At 57.4% G+C, this 22,479-nt stretch carries 10 protein-coding genes, 2 tRNA genes and 3 rRNA genes; 14 read left to right on the forward strand and 1 reads right to left on the reverse strand.

The window, feature by feature from the left end; translation table 11 throughout:
- Positions 1-547: 547 nt before the first annotated feature.
- The 5 genes from JAB4_RS06335 (at position 548) to rrf (ending at position 5,702) form a co-directional block, all read left to right on the forward strand.
- Positions 548-2,078, forward strand: a 16S ribosomal RNA gene (locus tag JAB4_RS06335).
- 82 nt (positions 2,079-2,160) lie between these two features.
- Positions 2,161-2,237, forward strand: a tRNA-Ile gene (locus JAB4_RS06340).
- Positions 2,238-2,256: 19 nt separating this feature from the next.
- Positions 2,257-2,332: transfer RNA gene (locus tag JAB4_RS06345), tRNA-Ala, on the forward strand.
- A gap of 247 nt (positions 2,333-2,579) precedes the next feature.
- Positions 2,580-5,453: ribosomal RNA gene (locus tag JAB4_RS06350) — 23S ribosomal RNA — on the forward strand.
- 136 nt (positions 5,454-5,589) lie between these two features.
- Positions 5,590-5,702: ribosomal RNA gene (gene rrf, locus JAB4_RS06355) — 5S ribosomal RNA — on the forward strand.
- The 16S, 23S and 5S rRNA genes sit together here with 2 tRNA genes alongside, the layout of an rRNA operon.
- 227 nt (positions 5,703-5,929) lie before the next feature.
- Here the strand turns inward: rrf and uraH are convergent.
- Positions 5,930-6,283 (reverse strand): hydroxyisourate hydrolase, encoded by a 354-nt coding sequence (gene uraH, locus JAB4_RS06360; RefSeq protein ID WP_034785620.1) that lies wholly within the window; start codon positions 6,281-6,283, stop codon positions 5,930-5,932.
- A 120-nt stretch (positions 6,284-6,403) separates the two neighbouring features.
- Here uraH and puuE point away from each other — a divergent pair, with 120 nt between their 5' ends.
- The 9 genes from puuE (at position 6,404) to JAB4_RS06405 (ending at position 22,472) form a co-directional block, all read left to right on the forward strand.
- A complete protein-coding gene (gene puuE / locus JAB4_RS06365; protein ID WP_070219335.1) occupies positions 6,404-7,357 on the forward strand; it encodes an allantoinase PuuE in 954 nt (317 codons plus the stop codon).
- Positions 7,358-7,456: 99 nt separating this feature from the next.
- On the forward strand, positions 7,457-8,923 hold the full coding sequence (gene xdhA / locus JAB4_RS06370) for a xanthine dehydrogenase small subunit (protein ID WP_070219334.1): 1,467 nt from the start codon (positions 7,457-7,459) through the stop codon (positions 8,921-8,923).
- Positions 8,924-8,933: 10 nt separating this feature from the next.
- A complete protein-coding gene (xdhB, locus tag JAB4_RS06375; RefSeq protein WP_070219333.1) occupies positions 8,934-11,279 on the forward strand; it encodes a xanthine dehydrogenase molybdopterin binding subunit in 2,346 nt (781 codons plus the stop codon).
- A 9-nt stretch (positions 11,280-11,288) separates the two neighbouring features.
- Positions 11,289-12,368 carry a xanthine dehydrogenase accessory protein XdhC gene (gene xdhC, locus JAB4_RS06380; RefSeq protein WP_070219332.1) on the forward strand — a complete coding sequence of 360 codons (1,080 nt, stop codon included), beginning with the start codon at positions 11,289-11,291 and terminating at the stop codon, positions 12,366-12,368.
- Between the two features lie 9 nt (positions 12,369-12,377).
- Positions 12,378-13,694, forward strand: a complete 1,317-nt coding sequence (gene guaD, locus JAB4_RS06385; RefSeq protein WP_070219331.1) for a guanine deaminase — start codon at positions 12,378-12,380, stop codon at positions 13,692-13,694.
- A 43-nt stretch (positions 13,695-13,737) separates the two neighbouring features.
- Entirely contained in the window at positions 13,738-15,240 is a 1,503-nt protein-coding gene (locus JAB4_RS06390) for an adenosine deaminase (protein WP_070219330.1), read from the forward strand.
- Between the two features lie 792 nt (positions 15,241-16,032).
- On the forward strand, positions 16,033-19,407 hold the full coding sequence (locus JAB4_RS06395) for a TonB-dependent receptor (RefSeq protein WP_070219329.1): 3,375 nt from the start codon (positions 16,033-16,035) through the stop codon (positions 19,405-19,407).
- A gap of 109 nt (positions 19,408-19,516) precedes the next feature.
- On the forward strand, positions 19,517-21,226 hold the full coding sequence (locus tag JAB4_RS06400) for a bifunctional metallophosphatase/5'-nucleotidase (RefSeq protein ID WP_070219328.1): 1,710 nt from the start codon (positions 19,517-19,519) through the stop codon (positions 21,224-21,226).
- Positions 21,227-21,242: 16 nt separating this feature from the next.
- Positions 21,243-22,472: a phospholipase D-like domain-containing protein gene (locus JAB4_RS06405; RefSeq protein WP_070219327.1), complete on the forward strand. Its 1,230-nt coding sequence runs from the start codon at positions 21,243-21,245 to the stop codon at positions 22,470-22,472.
- Positions 22,473-22,479: the final 7 nt, after the last annotated feature.

Consider the following 22,479-nt stretch of genomic DNA (forward strand, 5'->3'; position numbering starts at 1 on the left):
TCCATAATGTAGCACCTGTCACAAATGGGAGCAAAGCAAAGCGAGCCGGGCTGTCCCCAGTGTTGCTGCCAGGCCCAGAGTTGCTCTCATCAGTGGACAGTGCATAGGGCTGTATAAGCAAGTGCGGTGCCAGGGCCGTTTCACGGCGCGGCAAATTAGCGCTTGCGGGCCGCGCGGCGCAGGGCTATAATTCGCCCCCTCGCTGAACGACGCATGCAAATGCCGAGTAAAGCAGAGTAAAAAAGAAGGTTGACGAATTAGCCGAAACGCTTCATACTCTTCCTTCTTCGCAGCTGACAAACACAACGCTTTGTCGATAGCACGAAAGTAGCGCCGAATACAGTTCTTTAACAATTAACAGTCGATAAGTGTGGGCATTTGATGTAAGTGCAGCGCTGCGCAAGCAGCGTAAAACTTAAAATATCAAATGTTCACGAAGAAATAAATGAAATAGGACGCTTCGCAAGAAGTGGCCTGTCAGTTGTTTTTGAAGTGAGCGACCCGTCAGCAATGACGGTGCCAATAAAATGGCAAAGTAACAGAGATTAAACTGAAGAGTTTGATCCTGGCTCAGATTGAACGCTGGCGGCATGCCTTACACATGCAAGTCGAACGGCAGCACGGAGCTTGCTCTGGTGGCGAGTGGCGAACGGGTGAGTAATATATCGGAACGTACCCTGGAGTGGGGGATAACGTAGCGAAAGTTACGCTAATACCGCATACGATCTACGGATGAAAGTGGGGGATCGCAAGACCTCATGCTCGTGGAGCGGCCGATATCTGATTAGCTAGTTGGTAGGGTAAAAGCCTACCAAGGCATCGATCAGTAGCTGGTCTGAGAGGACGACCAGCCACACTGGAACTGAGACACGGTCCAGACTCCTACGGGAGGCAGCAGTGGGGAATTTTGGACAATGGGCGAAAGCCTGATCCAGCAATGCCGCGTGAGTGAAGAAGGCCTTCGGGTTGTAAAGCTCTTTTGTCAGGGAAGAAACGGTGAGAGCTAATATCTCTTGCTAATGACGGTACCTGAAGAATAAGCACCGGCTAACTACGTGCCAGCAGCCGCGGTAATACGTAGGGTGCAAGCGTTAATCGGAATTACTGGGCGTAAAGCGTGCGCAGGCGGTTTTGTAAGTCTGATGTGAAATCCCCGGGCTCAACCTGGGAATTGCATTGGAGACTGCAAGGCTAGAATCTGGCAGAGGGGGGTAGAATTCCACGTGTAGCAGTGAAATGCGTAGATATGTGGAGGAACACCGATGGCGAAGGCAGCCCCCTGGGTCAAGATTGACGCTCATGCACGAAAGCGTGGGGAGCAAACAGGATTAGATACCCTGGTAGTCCACGCCCTAAACGATGTCTACTAGTTGTCGGGTCTTAATTGACTTGGTAACGCAGCTAACGCGTGAAGTAGACCGCCTGGGGAGTACGGTCGCAAGATTAAAACTCAAAGGAATTGACGGGGACCCGCACAAGCGGTGGATGATGTGGATTAATTCGATGCAACGCGAAAAACCTTACCTACCCTTGACATGGCTGGAATCCCCGAGAGATCGGGGAGTGCTCGAAAGAGAACCAGTACACAGGTGCTGCATGGCTGTCGTCAGCTCGTGTCGTGAGATGTTGGGTTAAGTCCCGCAACGAGCGCAACCCTTGTCATTAGTTGCTACGAAAGGGCACTCTAATGAGACTGCCGGTGACAAACCGGAGGAAGGTGGGGATGACGTCAAGTCCTCATGGCCCTTATGGGTAGGGCTTCACACGTCATACAATGGTACATACAGAGCGCCGCCAACCCGCGAGGGGGAGCTAATCGCAGAAAGTGTATCGTAGTCCGGATTGTAGTCTGCAACTCGACTGCATGAAGTTGGAATCGCTAGTAATCGCGGATCAGCATGTCGCGGTGAATACGTTCCCGGGTCTTGTACACACCGCCCGTCACACCATGGGAGCGGGTTTTACCAGAAGTAGGTAGCTTAACCGCAAGGAGGGCGCTTACCACGGTAGGATTCGTGACTGGGGTGAAGTCGTAACAAGGTAGCCGTATCGGAAGGTGCGGCTGGATCACCTCCTTTCTAGAGTTTGCACGAATCATGTAAATGATTCACGCATCAAATGTTCACACTTATCGGCTGTTAATAAAGAAGAACAGCATTTGGGGCTGTAGCTCAGCTGGTTAGAGCACCGTGTTGATAACGCGGGGGTCGTTGGTTCGAGTCCAACCAGCCCTACCAGCTAATTAGTAATATCTCAGGGGGATTAGCTCAGCTGGGAGAGCACCTGCTTTGCAAGCAGGGGGTCGTCGGTTCGATCCCGTCATCCTCCACCAAGTACTTTGAAAGTGCAAACGTAAGCCGGTCAACAAGACTGTGGTTTAGGTTTGATCTTTTAGCGATCAAAGCTGTTTCGTTCTTTAACAATCTGGAAGAAGTAAAGATTATTTATTGATCGGTTTGCCGTAAAAAGCGAATCGATGGGTGATGATTGTATGTATCAACAAACAAGCAACAACGTTGTACTTTCTTATCCCTGTAGCGCTCTTTGATCACCTCGGTGATCAGAGGCTAACGTTATAGGGACAAGCGAATAAGTGCACATGGTGGATGCCTTGGCGATTACAGGCGATGAAGGACGTAGTAGCTTGCGATAAGCTGCGGGGAGTGAGCAAACACACTTTGATCCGCAGATTTCCGAATGGGGCAACCCACCCTTTTAGGGTATTGCATACTGAATACATAGGTATGCAAGGCGAACGCGGCGAACTGAAACATCTAAGTAGCTGCAGGAAAAGAAATCAACCGAGATTCCCAAAGTAGCGGCGAGCGAAATGGGAAGAGCCTGTACGTGATAGTCGGACCGATAACAGAATCCTCTGGAAATAGGAGCCATAGCGGGTGATAGCCCCGTATGTGAAATCGGACCGGTGGTACTAAGCGTACGACAAGTAGGGCGGGACACGTGACATCCTGTCTGAATATGGGGGGACCATCCTCCAAGGCTAAATACTCGTAATCGACCGATAGTGAACCAGTACCGTGAGGGAAAGGCGAAAAGAACCCCGGAAGGGGAGTGAAATAGATCCTGAAACCGTGTGCATACAAACAGTAGGAGCGGACTTGTTCCGTGACTGCGTACCTTTTGTATAATGGGTCAGCGACTTACATTCAGTGGCAAGGTTAACCGAATAGGGAAGCCGTAGAGAAATCGAGTCCGAATAGGGCGATCAGTCGCTGGGTGTAGACCCGAAACCAAGTGATCTACTCATGGCCAGGATGAAGGTGCGGTAACACGCCCTGGAGGTCCGAACCCACTAATGTTGAAAAATTAGGGGATGAGCTGTGGGTAGGGGTGAAAGGCTAAACAAACTTGGAAATAGCTGGTTCTCTCCGAAAACTATTTAGGTAGTGCCTCAAGTATCACCATCGGGGGTAGAGCACTGTTATGGCTAGGGGGTCATTGCGACTTACCAAACCATTGCAAACTCCGAATACCGATGAGTGCGAGCTTGGGAGACAGACGTCGGGTGCTAACGTCCGGCGTCAAGAGGGAAACAACCCAGACCGCCAGCTAAGGTCCCAAAGATTGGCTAAGTGGAAAACGAAGTGGGAAGGCTAAAACAGTCAGGATGTTGGCTTAGAAGCAGCCATCATTTAAAGAAAGCGTAATAGCTCACTGATCGAGTCGTCCTGCGCGGAAGATGTAACGGGGCTAAGCCAGTCACCGAAGCTGCGGATATGCGTAAGCATATGGTAGGAGAGCGTTCTGTAAGCCTGCGAAGGTGTCTTGTAAAGGATGCTGGAGGTATCAGAAGTGCGAATGCTGACATGAGTAGCGATAATGGGGGTGAAAAGCCTCCACGCCGTAAGCCCAAGGTTTCCTGTTCAACGTTCATCGGAGCAGGGTGAGTCGGCCCCTAAGGCGAGGCAGAGATGCGTAGCTGATGGGAAGCAGGTTAATATTCCTGCACCGTCGTATGATGCGATGGGGGGACGGATCGCGGAAGGTTGTCCAACTGTTGGAATAGTTGGTTTCTGTCTCATAGAAGGCGCTTAGGCAAATCCGGGCGCGCAATTCAAGGGGATGGGACGAGTGCACTTGTGCACGAAGCAATCGGAAGTGGTTCCAAGAAAAGCCTCTAAGCTTCAGTCATACGAGACCGTACCGCAAACCGACACAGGTGGGCGAGATGAGTATTCTAAGGCGCTTGAGAGAACTCGGGAGAAGGAACTCGGCAAATTGGTACCGTAACTTCGGGAAAAGGTACGCCCCGGTAGCTTGACTGGTTTACTCCAGAAGGGTGAAAGGGTTGCAATAAACTGGTGGCTGCGACTGTTTAATAAAAACACAGCACTCTGCAAACACGAAAGTGGACGTATAGGGTGTGACGCCTGCCCGGTGCTGGAAGATTAAATGATGGGGTGCAAGCTCTTGATTGAAGTCCCAGTAAACGGCGGCCGTAACTATAACGGTCCTAAGGTAGCGAAATTCCTTGTCGGGTAAGTTCCGACCTGCACGAATGGCGTAACGATGGCCACACTGTCTCCTCCCGAGACTCAGCGAAGTTGAAATGTTTGTGATGATGCAATCTACCCGCGGCTAGACGGAAAGACCCCATGAACCTTTACTGTAGCTTTGCATTGGACTTTGAACCAATCTGTGTAGGATAGGTGGGAGGCTTTGAAGCGGGGACGCTAGTTCTCGTGGAGCCAACCTTGAAATACCACCCTGGTTTGTTTGAGGTTCTAACCTTGGTCCGTTATCCGGATCGGGGACAGTGCATGGTAGGCAGTTTGACTGGGGCGGTCTCCTCCTAAAGTGTAACGGAGGAGTTCGAAGGTACGCTAGATACGGTCGGACATCGTGTTGATAGTGCAATGGCATAAGCGTGCTTAACTGCGAGACTGACAAGTCGAGCAGGTACGAAAGTAGGACATAGTGATCCGGTGGTTCTGTATGGAAGGGCCATCGCTCAACGGATAAAAGGTACTCTGGGGATAACAGGCTGATTCCTCCCAAGAGTTCATATCGACGGGGGAGTTTGGCACCTCGATGTCGGCTCATCACATCCTGGGGCTGTAGCCGGTCCCAAGGGTATGGCTGTTCGCCATTTAAAGTGGTACGTGAGCTGGGTTTAAAACGTCGTGAGACAGTTTGGTCCCTATCTGCCGTGGGCGTTGGAAATTTGAAGGGGGCTGCTCCTAGTACGAGAGGACCGGAGTGGACGAACCTCTGGTGTACCGGTTGTCACGCCAGTGGCATTGCCGGGTAGCTAAGTTCGGAAGAGATAACCGCTGAAAGCATCTAAGCGGGAAACTTGCCTTGAGATGAGATTTCCCAGAGCCTTGAGCTCTTTGAAGGGTCGTTCGAGACCAGGACGTTGATAGGCTGGGTGTGGAAGTGCAGTAATGCATTAAGCTAACCAGTACTAATTGCCCGTACGGCTTGTCCCTATAACCTTAGCAGGTACAGAGGATAAGACGGTACAACGTTGCGTGTGTGTTGATACCATTCATTACCCCAATCTTTGCTTCTTCCAGATTCATGGCCTTGTCGTCCTACAGGAGACAAACGCCGGTACAAGTTATGCCTGATGACCATAGCAAGTTGGTCCCACCCCTTCCCATCCCGAACAGGACCGTGAAACAACTTTGCGCCGATGATAGTGCTGCAACCAGTGTGAAAGTAGGTTATCGTCAGGCTTGTTATTTGAAGCAACAGCCTTTGGCTGTGGTTTCTTGAGAAAAACCCGATCAGCAATGGTCGGGTTTTTTTTCGTCTGACGGTTTTGCGGGGTGCTGCGGGTGGTTGTCGGCTGACGCTGCGCTAAGCCGACCTACGCCGGCCTGCGCCGACCGACATCGGCCAAACCAGGTAGGTCGGATTAGCGCGCAGCGCGTAATCCGACAACATTGTTGGTATGGTGGGATCAGCTACCGCGATAGGTCGAGTATGACCACGGCGATACCACCAGCGGCACGTGGTAGTTCTCATCCGTATGCGCAATGCCGAAGGACAGGGTCACCAGATCGATGAAGCGGGGCGAGGGCAATTCCACGCCTTGGGCGGCGAAGTAGTCCCCTGCGTTGAACACCAGCTCATACTGGCCCGCCTTCATGCTGTCGCCTTCCAGCAAGGGCGAACTACAACGGCCGTCGCTATTGGTCATATCCATCTTCAACAACACTTTGCCTTCCGGCGCGACTGAAAACAGGGCCACCTTGACGCCGGCTCCCGGCCTGCCGTGGGCGATATCGAGTACATGCGTGCTGAGTTTTCCCATTTGCTATCCTGTATATAGGGTGAGTGAATGTGCTTATCTTGCAAATCATATACCTGCATCAGCGGCTGGCTATATGATTGGGCATATAACCAACATTGTCTCCTATAGGCGAGCCACCGCATGAGTACTTATGAAAATTATCCGCGCGATTTGATCGGCTATGGCCGCACGCCACCTCACCCTCAATGGCCGGGAAAAGCCCGCATCGCCCTGCAATTCGTCCTCAATTACGAGGAAGGGGCGGAAAACAGCGTGCTGCATGGCGATGCCGCCTCGGAAACGTTTTTGTCGGAAATGATCGGTGCAGCCGCTTTTCCTGCGCGCCACCTGAGCATGGAGTCGATTTATGAATACGGTTCGCGCGCCGGATTATGGCGTTTGTTGCGCATGTTCGAGGAGCGGCGCCTGCCGTTGACCGTGTTTGGCGTCTCGATGGCCCTGAAGCGCAATCCCGAGGCGGTGGCCGCCTTCCAGGAACTGGGCCATGAAATCGCCTGCCATGGCTTGCGCTGGATTTCCTATCAAAACTTGGATGAAGCGACGGAGCGCGCACACATGCGCGAGGCCGTGCAGATCATCCGCGAATTGACGGGCTCTGCCCCGCAAGGCTGGTACACGGGGCGCGACTCTCCAAATACGCGCAAACTGGTGGTCGAGCATGGCGGCTTCCGCTACGACGCCGATTATTACGGCGATGACTTGCCATTCTGGGAAAAAGTGGCGTACACGGATGCGGCCGGCATGCCGGCCATGCAGCCCCAGCTGATCGTACCTTATACCCTGGACACGAACGACATGCGCTTTGCCGCCATGCAAGGTTTTAATTCGGGCACACAGTTTTTTGATTACCTGAAGGATGCCTTCGACGTGCTGTACGCGGAAGGCGATCCGAACGGCTTGAACCAGCCGAAGATGCTGTCCATTGGCCTGCATTGCCGCCTGGTGGGGCGTCCGGGACGGGCCGCGGCGCTGGCCCGCTTCCTCGACTATGTGCAGCGCCATGAGCAAGTGTGGATCACGCGCCGCATCGATATCGCCGAACACTGGCATGCGACGCATCCTTGCACTGTTTGATGGGTATTGATATTGGATGATAAGTAAAATAAGTCTTTGCATATAGTTGTCCCATATGCCGGTGTTAATCTCCTATACTGGGACTATACCGAGGCCAGCATGTCAGAACCGATCCGCTTTTACTACCGTGGTGCCGTACAGGAAGTACGCAACGCCGCCCCTACGCAGACTGTGTTGCAGCACCTGCGCGAGGACTTGCATTGCACGGGCACCAAGGAGGGCTGCGCCGAGGGCGATTGCGGCGCCTGCACCGTCGTCATCGGCAGCCTGGTTGACGGCCAGGTCGAGATGAAGGCCGTCAACGCCTGCATTCAGCTCACGCCGACGCTCGATGGCAAAGCCCTGTTTTCCGTGGAAGACTTGCAGCAGCCCGATGGCGCCCTGCATCCGGTGCAGCAGGCGATGGTCGAGTGCCACGGCTCCCAGTGCGGTTTTTGTACGCCCGGTTTCGTCATGTCCTTGTGGGGCATGTATCTGCAGAAAAACGGCGCCACGCCCACGCGCTGCGAAATCGACGATACGCTGTCGGGCAATCTGTGCCGCTGCACCGGTTACCGGCCCATCATCGACGCGGCCAGGCGCATGGGTGAATTGCCGCATGTCACGTTTGATCGGGATGCCCTGGCGCAGCAATTGCAAGCGCTGCAGCGCGCTAGCGTGAGCACGTATGAACATGGCGGCCAGCACTTCCACGCGCCGCGTACCATTGAGGAACTGGTGGCGCTGCGCGCGGAAAAGCCGCAGGCCTGCCTGCTGGCCGGCTCCACCGATATTGGCCTGTGGGTGACTAAGCAACTGCGCGACCTGGGCGACATCATTTATCTGGGCAACGTGGCTGCGCTGAAAACCATCGGCATCGTTGACGGGCAGCTCCACATCGGCGCCGGCGCCAGCCTGAACGATGCGTATGCGGCGCTGTGCCGGCATTATCCGGACGAATTGTCGGCACTGTGGCAGCGTTTTGCTTCCTTGCCGATCCGCAACGCGGGTACCCTGGGCGGCAATGTGGCGAATGGTTCGCCCATCGGCGACTCGATGCCGTGGCTGATTGCGCTGGGCAGCGATATCGTGCTGCGCGGTCCTGCCGGACAGCGGATCATGCCGCTTGAAAAGTTCTATTTGGGTTATCAGAAGAAAGACTTGCAGCCCGGCGAATTCGTCGAAGCCGTGCGCGTGCCCTTGCCCCGCGCCGAGGTGCATTTCCGCACGTATAAACTGGCCAAGCGCTTTGACCAGGATATCTCGGCCGTGTGCGCCGCGTTCGCGTTTGAACTCGATGGCGAGCGCATCGTCGATGCGCGCATCGCCTTTGGCGGCATGGCGGCCACGCCGCAGCGTGCTGCGCAAACGGAAGCGTTTCTGCGCGGACAGACATGGAGTGAGGAAAATCTGACTATGGCCATGCGCCTGCTGGCCGACGATTACGCGCCTCTGTCGGATATGCGCGCGTCGAACACCTACCGCATGACGACGGCGCAAAACCTGTTGCGCCGCTTCTGGCTGGAAACCCGTCCCGGTGCGCCATTGCCACAGACGTCCCTCAACGCCTACGCTTGCCGCGCCTGAAAGGACCAGCATGAACCATCCTGCCACGCCCGAACTGCAAGCGGCCGCCTGGAGCGCCGTGGGCAAGCCCAGCCCCCATGAATCGGCGCAACTGCATGTGCTGGGGCAAGCCACCTACACGGACGATATCGCCGAATTGCAAGGCACCTTGCACGCGGCGCTGGGCCTGTCGCAAAAGCCGCACGCGCGCATCACGGCCATGGATTTATCTGCCGTGCGCGCCGCTGCCGGTGTTGTCGCCGTCTATACGGCGCAAGATATTCCCGGCACCAACGATTGCGGCCCCATCATCCACGACGATCCCATCCTGGCTTTTGATCTGGTGCAATATGTGGGCCAGCCCATCTTCATCGTGGTAGCCGATACGCATGACCATGCGCGCCGCGCCGCGCGCCTGGCGCAAGTGTCATACGAGGAATTGCCCGCGATCATGACGCCGCAGGCGGCGAAGGCGGCGCAATCGTATGTGCTGCCGCCGATGCAGCTGACACGCGGCAACTACCAGGCCGCGTTCGAGATGGCGCCGCACGTGGTCAAGGGCCAGCTGTATGTGGGCGGACAGGAACAGTTTTATCTGGAAGGACAGATTTCCTACGCCATTCCGAAGGAGGCGCAGGGCATGCTGGTGCTGTGTTCGACCCAGCATCCGAGCGAGATGCAGCACGTGGTGGCGCATGCGCTGGGTGTACATTCGCACAACATCACCGTCGAATGCCGTCGCATGGGCGGCGGATTCGGCGGCAAGGAATCGCAATCGGCCCTGTGGGCGGCTGCGGCGTCGATTGCGGCGGCGAAACTGAAACGTCCCGTCAAATTGCGTGCCGACCGCGACGATGACATGCTGGTGACGGGCAAGCGCCACTGTTTTTACTATGAATACGAAGTCGGTTACGACGACGATGGCCGGATCCTGGCCGCCAAGGTCGACATGACCACGCGCGCAGGGTATTCGGCGGACTTGTCCGGTCCCGTCGCCACGCGCGCCGTCTGCCACTTCGACAACACCTATTATTTGTCCGACGTGGACATCCGCGCCGCCTGCGGCAAGACGAATACCCAGTCGAACACGGCTTTCCGGGGCTTTGGCGGGCCGCAGGGCGCCATCGCCATCGAGTACGTGATCGATGAAATCGCCCGCCATTTGCAACGCGATGCGCTCGATATCCGCCTGCTCAATTTCTATGGCCGCAACGATGCGGAAGGGCGCAACGTCACGCCATACGAGCAAAAAATCGTCGACAATGTCATCCATGAGCTCGTCGCGGAACTGGAAGAGAGCAGCGACTACCGCGCGCGCCGCCGCGCCATCGATGCGTTCAACGAAGCCAGCCCTGTCCTGAAGAAGGGCCTGGCATTCACGCCCTTGAAATTCGGTATCGCCTTCAACGTCACGCATCTGAACCAGGCCGGCGCCCTCGTGCACGTGTATGTGGATGGCTCCGTGCTGGTCAATCATGGCGGCACGGAAATGGGGCAGGGAATCAATACCAAGGTGATGCAGGTGGTGGCGCACGAGCTGGGACTGGACCTCGAATGCGTGCGCGCCACGGCCACCGACACCAGCAAGGTGGCGAACACGTCGGCCACGGCGGCATCCACCGGCGCCGACCTGAATGGCAAGGCGGCGCAGGATGCGGCGCGCCAGATCCGTGAACGCCTGGCCGATTACGCGGTCAAACTGTACGGTGGCGATGCTGGCACTGTGCGCTTCTTCGACAACCATATCCACGTCCATGGTCACGTCGTACCGTTTGCCGAGCTGGTGCAGAAGGCATATCTGGCTAGAGTGCAATTGTGGTCCGATGGTTTTTATGCCACGCCCGGGCTGTCGTGGGATGCGAAAACGATGACGGGCCATCCGTTTTCCTACTATGCCTATGGCGCGGCCGTGGCCGAAGTGGTGGTCGATACCCTGACGGGCGAGTGGAAACTGCTGCGCGCCGATGCCTTGTACGATGCGGGCCAGTCGCTCAATCCCGCGATTGATCTGGGGCAAGTGGAAGGCGCATTTATCCAGGGCATGGGCTGGCTGACGACGGAGCAGTTGTGGTGGAATGCGGCGGGCAAGCTGATGACGCACGCGCCATCGACCTATAAAATTCCCGGCATTTCCGATTGCCCGGAAGATTTTCGTGTGAAACTGTTCCAGAACCGCAATGTGGAAGACAGCATCCACCGTTCCAAGGCCGTGGGCGAGCCGCCGTTATTGTTGCCGTTTTCCGTGTTCTTTGCCATCCGCGACGCCATTTCCAGCGTGGGTCACCACGCCGTGCAGCCACCGCTGAATGCACCGGCCACCAGCGAGGAAATCCTCAAGGCGGTCATGGCCGTCCAAGCGGCGCATGTCGGCGCCTAGGAGCAGAAGATGAGCGACTGGCTGACAGTGATGGACAACGACACGCAGGCATCCGTGCTGGTGACGGTTGTCCTGGTCGAAGGTTCCGGGCCGCGCGAGGCGGGCGCGAAGATGCGCGTCACCCTCGATGGCGAGGTCGACACCATCGGCGGCGGTCACCTGGAATTGCGTGCCGTCGAAATTGCCAAGACCATGCTGGCGACAGGAGACACGCATGCGCGGCTCGAGCGTTTTGCGCTGGGCCCCAGCCTGGGCCAATGCTGCGGCGGCGTCGTCCACCTGGCATTTGAATATGTCGATGCCGGCCTGAAAGAATTGCTGGCAGCCTTGCGCGAACGCCGCCAGCAGGACAGCTGGCGTTTGACGGCGCTCGATGGCGAACCCGCCTCTGCGCTGTTCGATGCTGACGGCAGCTTGATTGCCGGCACGCCAGGCCAGGCGCCCGATACGTTTTCGCGCGAGCGCGCAACCCATGTCGCGCAGGGGAGTGAAGGGCGGCGCTGGCTGGTCGATCCCTGCCTGGCGCCGCGCGCGCATCTGACCTTGTTTGGCGCCGGCCACGTGGGCGCCGCCATCGTGCGCGCGCTGGCCCACTTGCCCTGTAATATCACCTGGGTCGATGAACGCGAAGACATGTTTCTCGCAGCATTGCCGGCGGGGTTGCCAGCTAACGTGCGCATCGCCGCCACCGACACGCCCGAGGAATTCGTTGCCATGGCGCCGCCGGGCGGTAGTTTTCTCGTCATGACGCATAGCCATGCGCTCGATCAACGCCTGACGCAAGCCGTCATGGAGCGCGAGGATGCGGGCTGGTTCGGGCTGATCGGTTCGCACACCAAGCGCAAGCAGTTCGAGCACCGGCTGCAGGCGCGCGGCGTGCCGGACGAGCGCATTGCGGCCATGGTGTGTCCGATCGGCATGCCCGGCATCCGCAACAAGGCGCCGGCCGTGATCGCCGCCTCCGTTGCCTGTCAATTACTGATGGTGTGGGAGGAAGCGGCCGCGGCCGCCCTGGCCGCACCGCTGCGGCTGGCTTCTGCCGGCGCGCCACCGCGCCGCCGGACACGCGCCGCCATTCATCCGTTATAGAAAGAAGTCATGCCGATTGTTCCTGCCACATTGCAAGGCTACCGAGCCAGCTTGCTGCACTTCCACGCCGATCCCGCTTTTAATGAGGATGCGCACGCCTGGCATGCGGATGGCTTGCTGATCGTGGCCGACGGCAAGATCGTCGCGGCCGGCGATTACGCGCAGCTGCAAGCCACTTTGCCGCCTGGCACCGAGATCGTCGATTACCGGGGCAAGCTGATCGTGCCGGGTTTCATTGATACCCATCTGCATTTCCCGCAGACGGAAATGATCGCCTCGCCCGCGCCGGGTTTGCTGCCATGGCTGGAAACGTACACCTTCCCTACCGAGCGCGCGTTTGAGAATCCCGAGCATGGGCGCGATGTCGCCGAGTTCTTTCTCGATGAACTGCTGCGCTGCGGCACCACGACGGCCATGGTGTATGGCAGCGTGCATCCGCAATCGGTCGATGCCTTCTTTGGCGCCAGCGAGGCACGCGGCTTGCGCATGGTGGCGGGCAAGGTCATGATGGACCGCAACTGCCCCGAGTTCCTGCGCGACACGGCCGAGTCCGGCGCGCGTGAAAGCGAGGAGTTGATACGCCGCTGGCACAAGCACGGCCGCTCGCTGTATGCGATCACGCCCCGCTTCGTGCCGACATCGACAAATGAACAGATGCACCTGGCGGGCGAGCTGGCGCGCGCCTATCCGGATACCTATCTGCAAACCCACGTGTCGGAAAACGAGGATGAATGCCGCTGGGTGCGTGAACTGCATCCGCAGGCGCGCAGCTACCTCGATGTGTATGACCACTACGGCATGCTGCGCCCGCGCGCCATGTTCGGCCACTGCATCTGGCTCGATGAGCGCGACCGCGCGCGCATGGCGGAAACGTCCTCGGCGGCCGCCGTTTGTCCTACATCCAACCTGTTCCTCGGTAGCGGCCTGTTCGATTTCGAGCGGGCCGACGCGGCACGCGTGCTGCTGTCGCTGGCGACGGACGTGGGCGGCGGCACCTCGTTCTCGATGTTGCAAACCATGAACGAAGCCTATAAAGTAGCACGCTTGAAAGGCAGCTATCTGCCTGCCTTGCGCATGTTTTACCTGGCGACCCTGGGCGCCGCGCGCGCCATGCAGCTGGAAGGCACCCTGGGCAATTTCACGGCAGGCACGGAAGCGGACTTCATCGTGCTCGACAAGCATGCGACGCCGCTGCTCGAGCGCCGCACGGCTGGCTGTCAAAGCCTGGAGGAATTGCTGTTTGCCTTCGCGCTGCTGGGCGACGACCGCGCCGTGGCCGCCACTTATTCAGGCGGGCAATGCGTGCATGTGCGGGGGCAGGGCTGACCTACCCGTTGTTCAACACGAATTATCCTGAGCGAGAACGCGAATGCACAAGAAACTCACTGGCCTGGCGCTTGGCGCCGCGCTGGCATTGACCGGAACGGCGCAAGCCGCCAAGGCCGTGGCCACTCCGTCTTCCAACGAAGCGGCCACGGCGCGCCATTTTGCCGCCCTGGTGTCCGGTGCACAGCCGAAGACAGCCGAGTTGAGCCTGTTCTTTTCCATGATGCCCAAGGGCGGTGATTTGCATCACCATTACTCGGGCGCCATTTATGCCGAGCAATTTCTCGACTGGGTCGACAAGGAAAACTATTGCGTCAACAAGACAACCTACCGTATCGAAAGCAACAAGGACGTCGTGGCGGCCGAGCGCGCCAAGCCGGCCGCACAGCGCAGCTGCCTGTCGTCCACGGAAGTGTTTGCCGATGCGGGCCTGTATGCGGAATTGCTGCAGCGCTGGTCGACCAAGGATTTCTATAACCACGGCGCCATCCAGACGCCGCCGGACCGTACCTTTTTTGACACCTTCGGCTACTTCGGTCCCGTGGCATCGACGAATACGGCCGATGGCCTGAAAACGCTGAAGCAGCGTGCCATCGCGGAAAACCTCAGCTACATCGAGACGATTTTCGAGCTGTCGCCCTTCGTGCAAAACGCGCAGTTCGACCAGCAAGTGCTGGCGCCGGGCTTGCCGCCGGCCGCGTTGCAAGCGCTGCTGGCCAAGTGGACCGCCAGCCTGGACCAGGACGCCAGCTTCCAGAAAAGCATCACCTCCTATAACGACAATGTGAACGCCAGCAGCGCCGGCATCGACGATGCGCACTTCACCATGCGCTACCAGGCGTATGTGCTGCGTTTCCTGTCGCCATCGCAAGTGTTCTCGTCCATGGTGGCCGCGTTCAAGGCGGCCAGCCTCAATCCGCTGCTGGTGGGCGTGAACATCGTGGGCCAGGAAAGCGTGAACGTGTCCATGCGCGATTACAGCTTGCACATGGAAATGTTCAAGCTCCTCAAGACAAAATATCCGAACGTCAAGATCGCCCTGCACGCGGGCGAGCTGGCGCTGGGCATGGTGCCGCCGGAAGGCATGGCTTTCCATATCGCCGAAGCCGTCGATGTGGCGGGCGCCGACCGTATCGGCCACGGCATGGATATCGCCTACGAGCACAATGCGCTGGCGACCATGCAAAAGATGCGCGAGCGGGGTATCCCTGTAGAAGTGAACCTGACCAGCAATGATTACATCCTTGGCATCAAGGGCCAGGCCCATCCGGTCACCCTGTACCGCAAGTATGGCGTGCCCTTCGTCATCTCCACCGATGACGCGGGCGTGTCGCGCAACACCTTGTCGAATGAATACGTGCTGTTTGCCAGCCAGTACAAGACCGATTATGCGGAAATCAAAAAGCTGTCGTATAACAGCCTGCGCTATTCCTTCCTGGCGGAAGCGGACAAGCAGCGTTTGCTGAAAGCGCTCGATGCCCGTTTCACCCGGTTTGAAGCGCAAATTGCGGCGGCCGACAAGGCAGGCAAGAGCGGCAAACCGTAAGTTACGCGACGTTCCCAACTGATACTCTCAGGGCGGCCGGATCTTCCGGCCGTTTTCCATTTCTCCCCTCCCTTTCTTGTGATGTGTTTTTGTTAATGTTGTGGCGGCCATGCGACACAATTAACAGCAGATACACGACTTTATCCAATTTCCTGGATGAATCAATTTCAAGTACATATTGCTCATTTATAATCTCGCGCCATAAGCCCGAACGCTGTCAGCACGATATCAATCCAGCTAGTTACCCCATGCTATTTATATTTTAAATATATAAATATGTAAAAAAAATCGTATTTGTCATCCATTTTTTGATGATGCATAGTGAGATAAAGATGATATTAAAAAGTCACAATTCATCTGGGCGATATCGTAAGAAGATGGGTATTTGCAGTAAATAAAGGTGAGATGCAGAGTGAAGCAAACAGTCGCGCAGCTAAATCACGACATTCTTCTGCATTTTGCCGCCGTGTCACAGTCTTGAAATATTTAACAATTACACTCGCGGCTTGCCATGTTGGCCGGCTAAGCATGTGGGATGAATGACACAGGTGCTAGCGCCCTGGGTCATACGGATCGGTAGCAGTTTTTTCCACCGTTATTGTCTGGATATAAATAGTTGTGATGTGTGGAGCGGCGTTTTGTGATGGTCTTGTCAGGACCGCAGCCAGTCCCGCCGGCGTAACAGTTGCAGCATCGTAAAGAGGAGATCTTGTGTTTGTGTTGCTGTGCGGCGCAGCCGGACGGTGGGCAATCCAGGATGTTCAAAAATAATAGTCTTTTCTGGGGTTAAAGATGATCAATCACAAGCGACTTCGGCTAACGCAAATCGCGTTCAGCCTGTCTATTGCACTGGCGGCGGCACCATCGTTCGCACAGAACACTACGTCTTCCATCGGCGGCCGTATCTCGGCCACCGACGGCAAGCCGGCAGCTGGTGCCACCGTTACCATCGTGCATACCGAATCGGGTTCCGTCAGCAATGTGACGACCGATGCGGAAGGCCGCTACGTCGCCCGCGGCTTGCGCGCCGGCGGTCCATACACCATCACCATCACCAAGAATGGTGAAGTGGAAAAACGCGAAGGCGTGTACGTGCAGCTGGCGGAAACGGCCAATGTGGACGCCACCCTGGGCGCCCAGATGCAAACCGTGAACGTCACCGGCACGGGCGCACGCGCGCAGATCTTTAACCGCAGCAACATGGGTGCGGGCACCAACATCGGCCCAACGGAACTGGCAACCCAGGCATCGATTTCGCGCAGCCTGCAAGACTATGCACGTGCCGACCCGCGCCTGTCGCAAACCGATAAAGAGCGCGGTGAAATTTCCGTTGCCGGCCAAAACTCGCGCTACAACTCGATGACCATCGATGGCGTGGCCGTGAACGATACTTTCGGCCTGGAAGCCAGCGGCACCGCCACCGGCAAGCAGCCGATTTCCGTTGAAGCGATTCAGTCGGTGCAAGTGAACGTCGCGAACTATGACGTGACGCAAAAAGGTTACACGGGCGCCAACATCAATGCCGTCACCAAGTCGGGTACCAACAAGGTCAAGGGCAGCGTCTACTACGTCTTCCGCAATGACAAGATGTCGGGTGAGCGCTACAACGACACGACCGGTGAATACTACGATGCGCCAAAATCGAAGGACACCACCAAAGGCATTACCTTGGGCGGTCCGCTGATCGAAGATAAATTGTTCCTGTTTGCGAACTATGAAAAATCGAGCAGCAGCCGTAGTTCCCCAACGTTTGGCCCGATTGGCAGTCCACTGACGAACGTTCTCATTCCTCAGGCTGCTATCGACAGCGCCATCGCCATCGCCAAGGATAAATACGGTATTCCTATCGGTACCTCCGAGGTTCCAGGCGGTACGGAATTTACCGCAACGGAAAAATTGTTGAAGCTGGACTGGAACTTGACGGATACGCAACGCATGATGTTGCGTTATTCGAAAACTGAGCAGGCCGAGCCAATGTTCCCTGGTTTCAGCAAGACAGGTCTGTCGCTGAGTTCTTACTGGTATGCCCAGGAAAAGAGCTTGGAAACGATCGTTGCGCAGTGGACTTCCGAGTGGACGCCAACCTTTTCCACCGAAGTAAAACTGTCGACGCGTAAATATGACAGCGTACCGAAGAACAATGCCTATCTGCCTTCGATTGGCCTGCAATTCAGCGGTCCCGGACCGGATGGCAAGGCTGCCGACAGCCGTTACCTGAACTTCGGCACTGAAACAAGCCGTCAAAAGAATGTCTTGAATAACAAGACGCTTGACGCTTACCTTGGCGCCAGCTGGGCGCTCGGCGACCATGACGTCAAGTTCGGTACTGATTTCAGTAAAACCGAGGTCTATAACGCCTTCTTGCAAAACGTCAATGGTAACTATACCTTTGGCTGTATTACTACCCTCGCGCTGGATTGCACCAAGGCGACAACGGCCCAGTGGCAAGCGGCGATGCTGGAAAACTTCCGCAACGGTCGTCCAAGCTCGTACACCCTGCAGGCACCAGTTGCCGGCGGCTCACTCGACGATGCGATCGCCCGCTTTACCCTGAAAAATATCGGTCTGTTCGTACAGGATAGCTGGAACGTCAACAAGCAACTGACCCTGATGGCAGGCTTGCGCGTCGACGGCACGCGCATCGGTGAAAAACCTATCCGCAATGCAATCGCTGCCCAGCCGGTTGGCCCCGTTGTTGCTGGTCGTCAAACCGGTGGTTTCGGCATCGACAATACGCACACCATTGATGGCGAAAACCTGTACCAGCCGCGTTTTGGTTTCAACTATAAGCTGGATTCGGCGCGCCCGACACAAATTCGTGGCGGCATGGGCTTGTTTCAAGGAGCTGCCATGGCTGTCTGGCTGGGCAATCCCTACCAGAATACCGGCGTAGCGTTGCGTAACTTCAATTGCAGCTCCACGGGCAAAGCTTGCCCAACGAACGACGGGTTCTTCAGTATTGATCCACTGCGCCAGCCGACCAATGTAGGTGACACGGTTCCTGCGATGAAGGTTGACGTTCTTAGTCCTGATCTGGCTCAGCCATCGGTCTGGAAGGCCAACCTGGCATTCGAGCATGAACTGCCATGGATGGGACTGGTATTTGGCGCTGAATACCTGCGCACTCGTACCAAAGATGCGATCTACTACCAAGAGCTGAACCTTGGCGCACCGACCAAAACCGGTAGCGATGGCCGTGCGCTGTACTGGGGCGAAAATGCTTACAAGGTCGATTGCTGGGATACTGTCAAAGGTATCTTGAATGGCAAGACTGGCTGCCGTGCCGATACCAAGGCGGGCAATAATGCCGCATTTGGCCAGGTACTGATGGCAACCAAGACCGATAAAGGCGAAGGTAATGTGCTGACCTTGTCGGTGCGTAGCCCGATGCGCAATGGCTTGTCGTGGGGAACTTCGTACACGTACACGGATGCTACTGAAGTGTCACCATTGAGCTCATCGACCTCCAGCTCGAACTGGGGTGGCCGTGCATCGTTTAACCCGAACGAAAACGTCGCGTCAAACTCGAACTATATGGTGAAAGACCGCTTTACCGCCAACGTCAGCTGGCAGAAGCGCTTCTTTGGCGAGTACAAGACCAGTTTCGGCCTGTTCTATGAAGGTCGTAGCGGTAAGCCATATAGCTGGACCTTCAATAATGACTTGAACGGCGACGGCCTGGCAGGCAATGACCTGATGTACATTCCAAAGGCACCAGGCTCGGGCGAAGTTGCGTTCTACGGCAAAACTGCAGCTGAGAGCGCAGCCAATGAAGCGGCGTTCTGGGCAGTTGTGAACAGCAATGGCGATCTGCGCAAGTCCGCTGGCAAAGTCATGAACCGCAACAAGAGCTTTGCGCCATGGACCAATAGCATCGACATGCGCTTTAGCCAGGAAGTTCCAGGCATCTTCAAAGGCAACAAAGGCATCATTACCTTTGATATGTTGAACGTTGGCAACATGATCAACCGCAAGTGGGGCCGTATCAACGAAATCGCTTTCCAACCGCAAGGCGGGCAAGTGCGCAGCTTTGTCGACTTCGTCGGTATCGATGCCCAAGGTCGTTATATCTACAACACGCGTCCAACGGTAGAAGGCACGGAAACGCGTCAAGCCAAAGGCGAATCGCAATGGGCAATTCAGGCCACGGTCAAGTACGAGTTCTAATCTCGTAGCGGCCTCGTAGCTTGGCAAGTAAAAAACGGCTGGTGGCGACACCAGCCGTTTTTTTTATAGACAAGATCGTTTAACCTTTCTCTTTTTACATATTGATCCCATGGCTCACTTCCTACGCACTCCGGTCGCCACTGCGGCCCTGATTCTGACCCTGTCTGGCTGCAGCCATTTCGCTGTCGCACCACAGGCTGCACGCAGCGGCCCGATTGAAGTGAACCTGGTCGCCCTGAACGACTTCCACGGCAACCTCGACCGCAGCAAATTCACCTACACGAGCGCTGCCGATGCCGGGAGCCAGACGGTGCAGGCGGGCGGCATCGATACCTTATCCGGCGCATTGACAGCGTGGCGCCGCGAAGATGCGCAGCTGATTTTTGTCGGCAATGGCGACCTGATCGGCGCCAGCCCCGCCATGTCGGCGCTGTGGGCGGACGAACCGAGCATCGTCGCCATGAACATGCTGGGCATGAAAGCCAGCTCCGTCGGCAACCATGAATTTGACCAGGGCAAGGCGGAATTGCTGCGCCAGCAGCGCGGCGGTTGCGGGTCATCGCGCGCCGACAAGGCCTGCAAGTTCACGCCCGACTTCAAGGGCGCCAGCTATACCTATATGGCGGCCAATGTCATTGACACGCAGACGGGCAAGTCCCTGCTGCCCGCCTACCGCATCGAAGAGGCGCATGGCGTCAAGGTGGGCCTGATCGGCGCCGTGCTGAAAGATACGCCGTCCGTGGTGACGGCCGCCGGCATTGCCGGCCTGCAGTTCGGCGATGAAGCGGACGCCATCAACGCCACCTTGCCGCAGTTGCGCGCGCAGGGCGTGGGCGTGTTCGTCGTGCTGCTGCACCAGGGCGGCGAGACGAAGGAAGCCGTCGACCAGCCCGACTGCAGCCACCTGAAGGGCGAAGTGGTCGACGTGGTCAAGCGCCTCGACCCGGCCATCCAGCTGGTCATCAGCGGCCATTCGCACCAGGGCTATCTGTGCCGCGTCGATGGCCGGCTGGTGACGCAGGCACAGATGGGCGGGCACATGTTGACGCGCATCAAGCTCAAGGTCGATCCCGTCAAGAATGCCGTTGTTGATGCCAGCGCGCAAAACGTCGTCATGTTGCCAGGCATGTATGAGCCGGACCCTGCCGTGGCAGCCTACCTGGAATCGGTCAAGCAGCGCAGCGCAGCCGAATTGTCGCGCCCCGTGGCCACCATCGCCGTGCCCAGCGTGGGCCGCAGCACCAAGGGCGGCGGCGCTTCCGCGCTGGGCGACCTGGTGGCCGACAGCACCCTGTTCGGCGCACGCGCTGCCGGTGCACAAATCGGCTTGATGAACAATGGCGGCATCCGCAAGGACCTGGAAGCGGGTGCCGGCCTGATGACGAATGTGGGTCAGAACCAGGCAGTTGTCCCGTTCGGCAATACCCTGATCGTCGTCAGTCTGTCCGGCGCGCAAATCCGTACCTTGCTCGAGCAGCAATGGCCGGGCGCCGAAGCGGAGGAGAACAATCTGCTGCAAGTGTCCGAAGGTTTTACTTATCGCTGGGACAGCACGCGGCCCCAGGGCCAGCGCGTGCTGCCGGGCAGCATCATGCTCAATGGCATTCCTCTGGAAGACAATCAACAATACCGTGTCGCCGCCAACAGTTTCCTCGCTGGCGGCGGCGACCGCTTCACCGTGCTGGCGGCCGGCACGCGCCGGCTCGACACGGGCGTGCGCGACATCGACGCCTTCAGCGATTACCTGATCGCCCGCGCGCGCGCCGGCAAACCGGCCGGCAGTGCCACGGCGGCGGGCCGCATCGTGCGCGTCAAATAATCTACAAGGAATAACCATGCGTCATTTATCTGTTTCCCTGCTCGTCACTACCCTGTTCGCGGGCACGGCCCACGCCGATTTCACGATACCCGGCTTTGAGCTGGTGCACACCTCGCCCGTGGAAACGAGCTTGACCAATCCCGACCTGCGCGAACCCGTCGCCGTGTGGCGCGAGCTGTTCGATTCGGCCAAGAAAGAGATCGTCATCGCCCAGTTCTATGCCGTCAGCAAACCGGGCACGGCCTTTGAAAAGGTGCTGGCCAGTTTGACGGCCGCCGGCCAGCGCGGCGTGAAGATCCGCTTCCTGCTGGACCAGAAGGGCGTGGGCCTGTCGGAAGCGGCGACCATCGCCCGCATCAAGGCGATTCCCAACCTGGACTTGCGCCTCATCGATTTCAATAAAATCGCGGGCAACGGCATCGTGCACGCGAAATACCTGGCCGTCGATGGTGAAGTCGCGTACATCGGCAGCCAGAACTTCGACTGGCGCTCGTTCGAGCACATCCATGAAACGGGCTTGAAGATCACGGAACCCGCCATGGTGGGCCAGGTGCAGGCGATTTTTGAACAGGATTGGCAAGCCCAGGCGCTGACGTCGCAAGGCAGCCGCGCCACGGTGCTCAACAGCAAGGTCGTGCCGGCCAATTACGCGCAAAACGCTTTCCTGCTGGCCAGCCCGAACGCCTACAACCCGGCCGGCGTGGGCGACTCGGAAACGGGCTTGCCCGCCCTGCTGGCGGAAGCGAAAAACGAAGTGCGCATCCAGTTGCTCGACTATGCGCCGCTGTCGTATGGCCCGAACCGCACGCGGCCGTACTACGCCGTGATCGACAACGCCGTGCGCGCCGCCGCCCAGCGTGGCGTCAAAATCAAGCTGATGGTGTCCGCCTGGAATACGGAAGCGCCGGCCATCGCCTACCTGAAAAGCCTGGCCCTGGTGCCGAACGTGGAAATCCGCATCGTGACGATTCCCACGGCCTCGACGGGTTTCATCCCGTTTGCGCGCGTGATCCACAGCAAGACCATGAGCATCGATGGCAAGCTGGCCTGGGTCGGCACGAGCAACTGGGCGGGCGGCTATTTCGATTTGTCGCGCAACCTGGAAGTGGTGCTGCGTAACGATGCCATGGCGCAGCGCATTGCCGCGCTGCATGAGCAGACGTGGAGCTCGGCGTATGCGCAACCGATCGACATCAACAAGCAGTATCCGAAGCCGGCCAAGGCCGCGCCGCAAGGCAAGGAATAATGGTGAA

Origin of the sequence: Janthinobacterium sp. HH102 (assembly GCF_001758625.2) — a bacterium.
Taxonomy (GTDB): domain Bacteria; phylum Pseudomonadota; class Gammaproteobacteria; order Burkholderiales; family Burkholderiaceae_D; genus Janthinobacterium.

Coding starts and splice junctions, on each gene's coding strand:
- uraH (WP_034785620.1), bottom strand. CDS start 6,283: ATGGGAAAACTCAGCACGCATGTACTCGATATCGCCCACGGCAGGCCG.
- puuE (WP_070219335.1), top strand. CDS start 6,404: ATGAGTACTTATGAAAATTATCCGCGCGATTTGATCGGCTATGGCCGC.
- xdhA (WP_070219334.1), top strand. CDS start 7,457: ATGTCAGAACCGATCCGCTTTTACTACCGTGGTGCCGTACAGGAAGTA.
- xdhB (WP_070219333.1), top strand. CDS start 8,934: ATGAACCATCCTGCCACGCCCGAACTGCAAGCGGCCGCCTGGAGCGCC.
- xdhC (WP_070219332.1), top strand. CDS start 11,289: ATGAGCGACTGGCTGACAGTGATGGACAACGACACGCAGGCATCCGTG.
- guaD (WP_070219331.1), top strand. CDS start 12,378: ATGCCGATTGTTCCTGCCACATTGCAAGGCTACCGAGCCAGCTTGCTG.
- JAB4_RS06390 (WP_070219330.1), top strand. CDS start 13,738: ATGCACAAGAAACTCACTGGCCTGGCGCTTGGCGCCGCGCTGGCATTG.
- JAB4_RS06395 (WP_070219329.1), top strand. CDS start 16,033: ATGATCAATCACAAGCGACTTCGGCTAACGCAAATCGCGTTCAGCCTG.
- JAB4_RS06400 (WP_070219328.1), top strand. CDS start 19,517: ATGGCTCACTTCCTACGCACTCCGGTCGCCACTGCGGCCCTGATTCTG.
- JAB4_RS06405 (WP_070219327.1), top strand. CDS start 21,243: ATGCGTCATTTATCTGTTTCCCTGCTCGTCACTACCCTGTTCGCGGGC.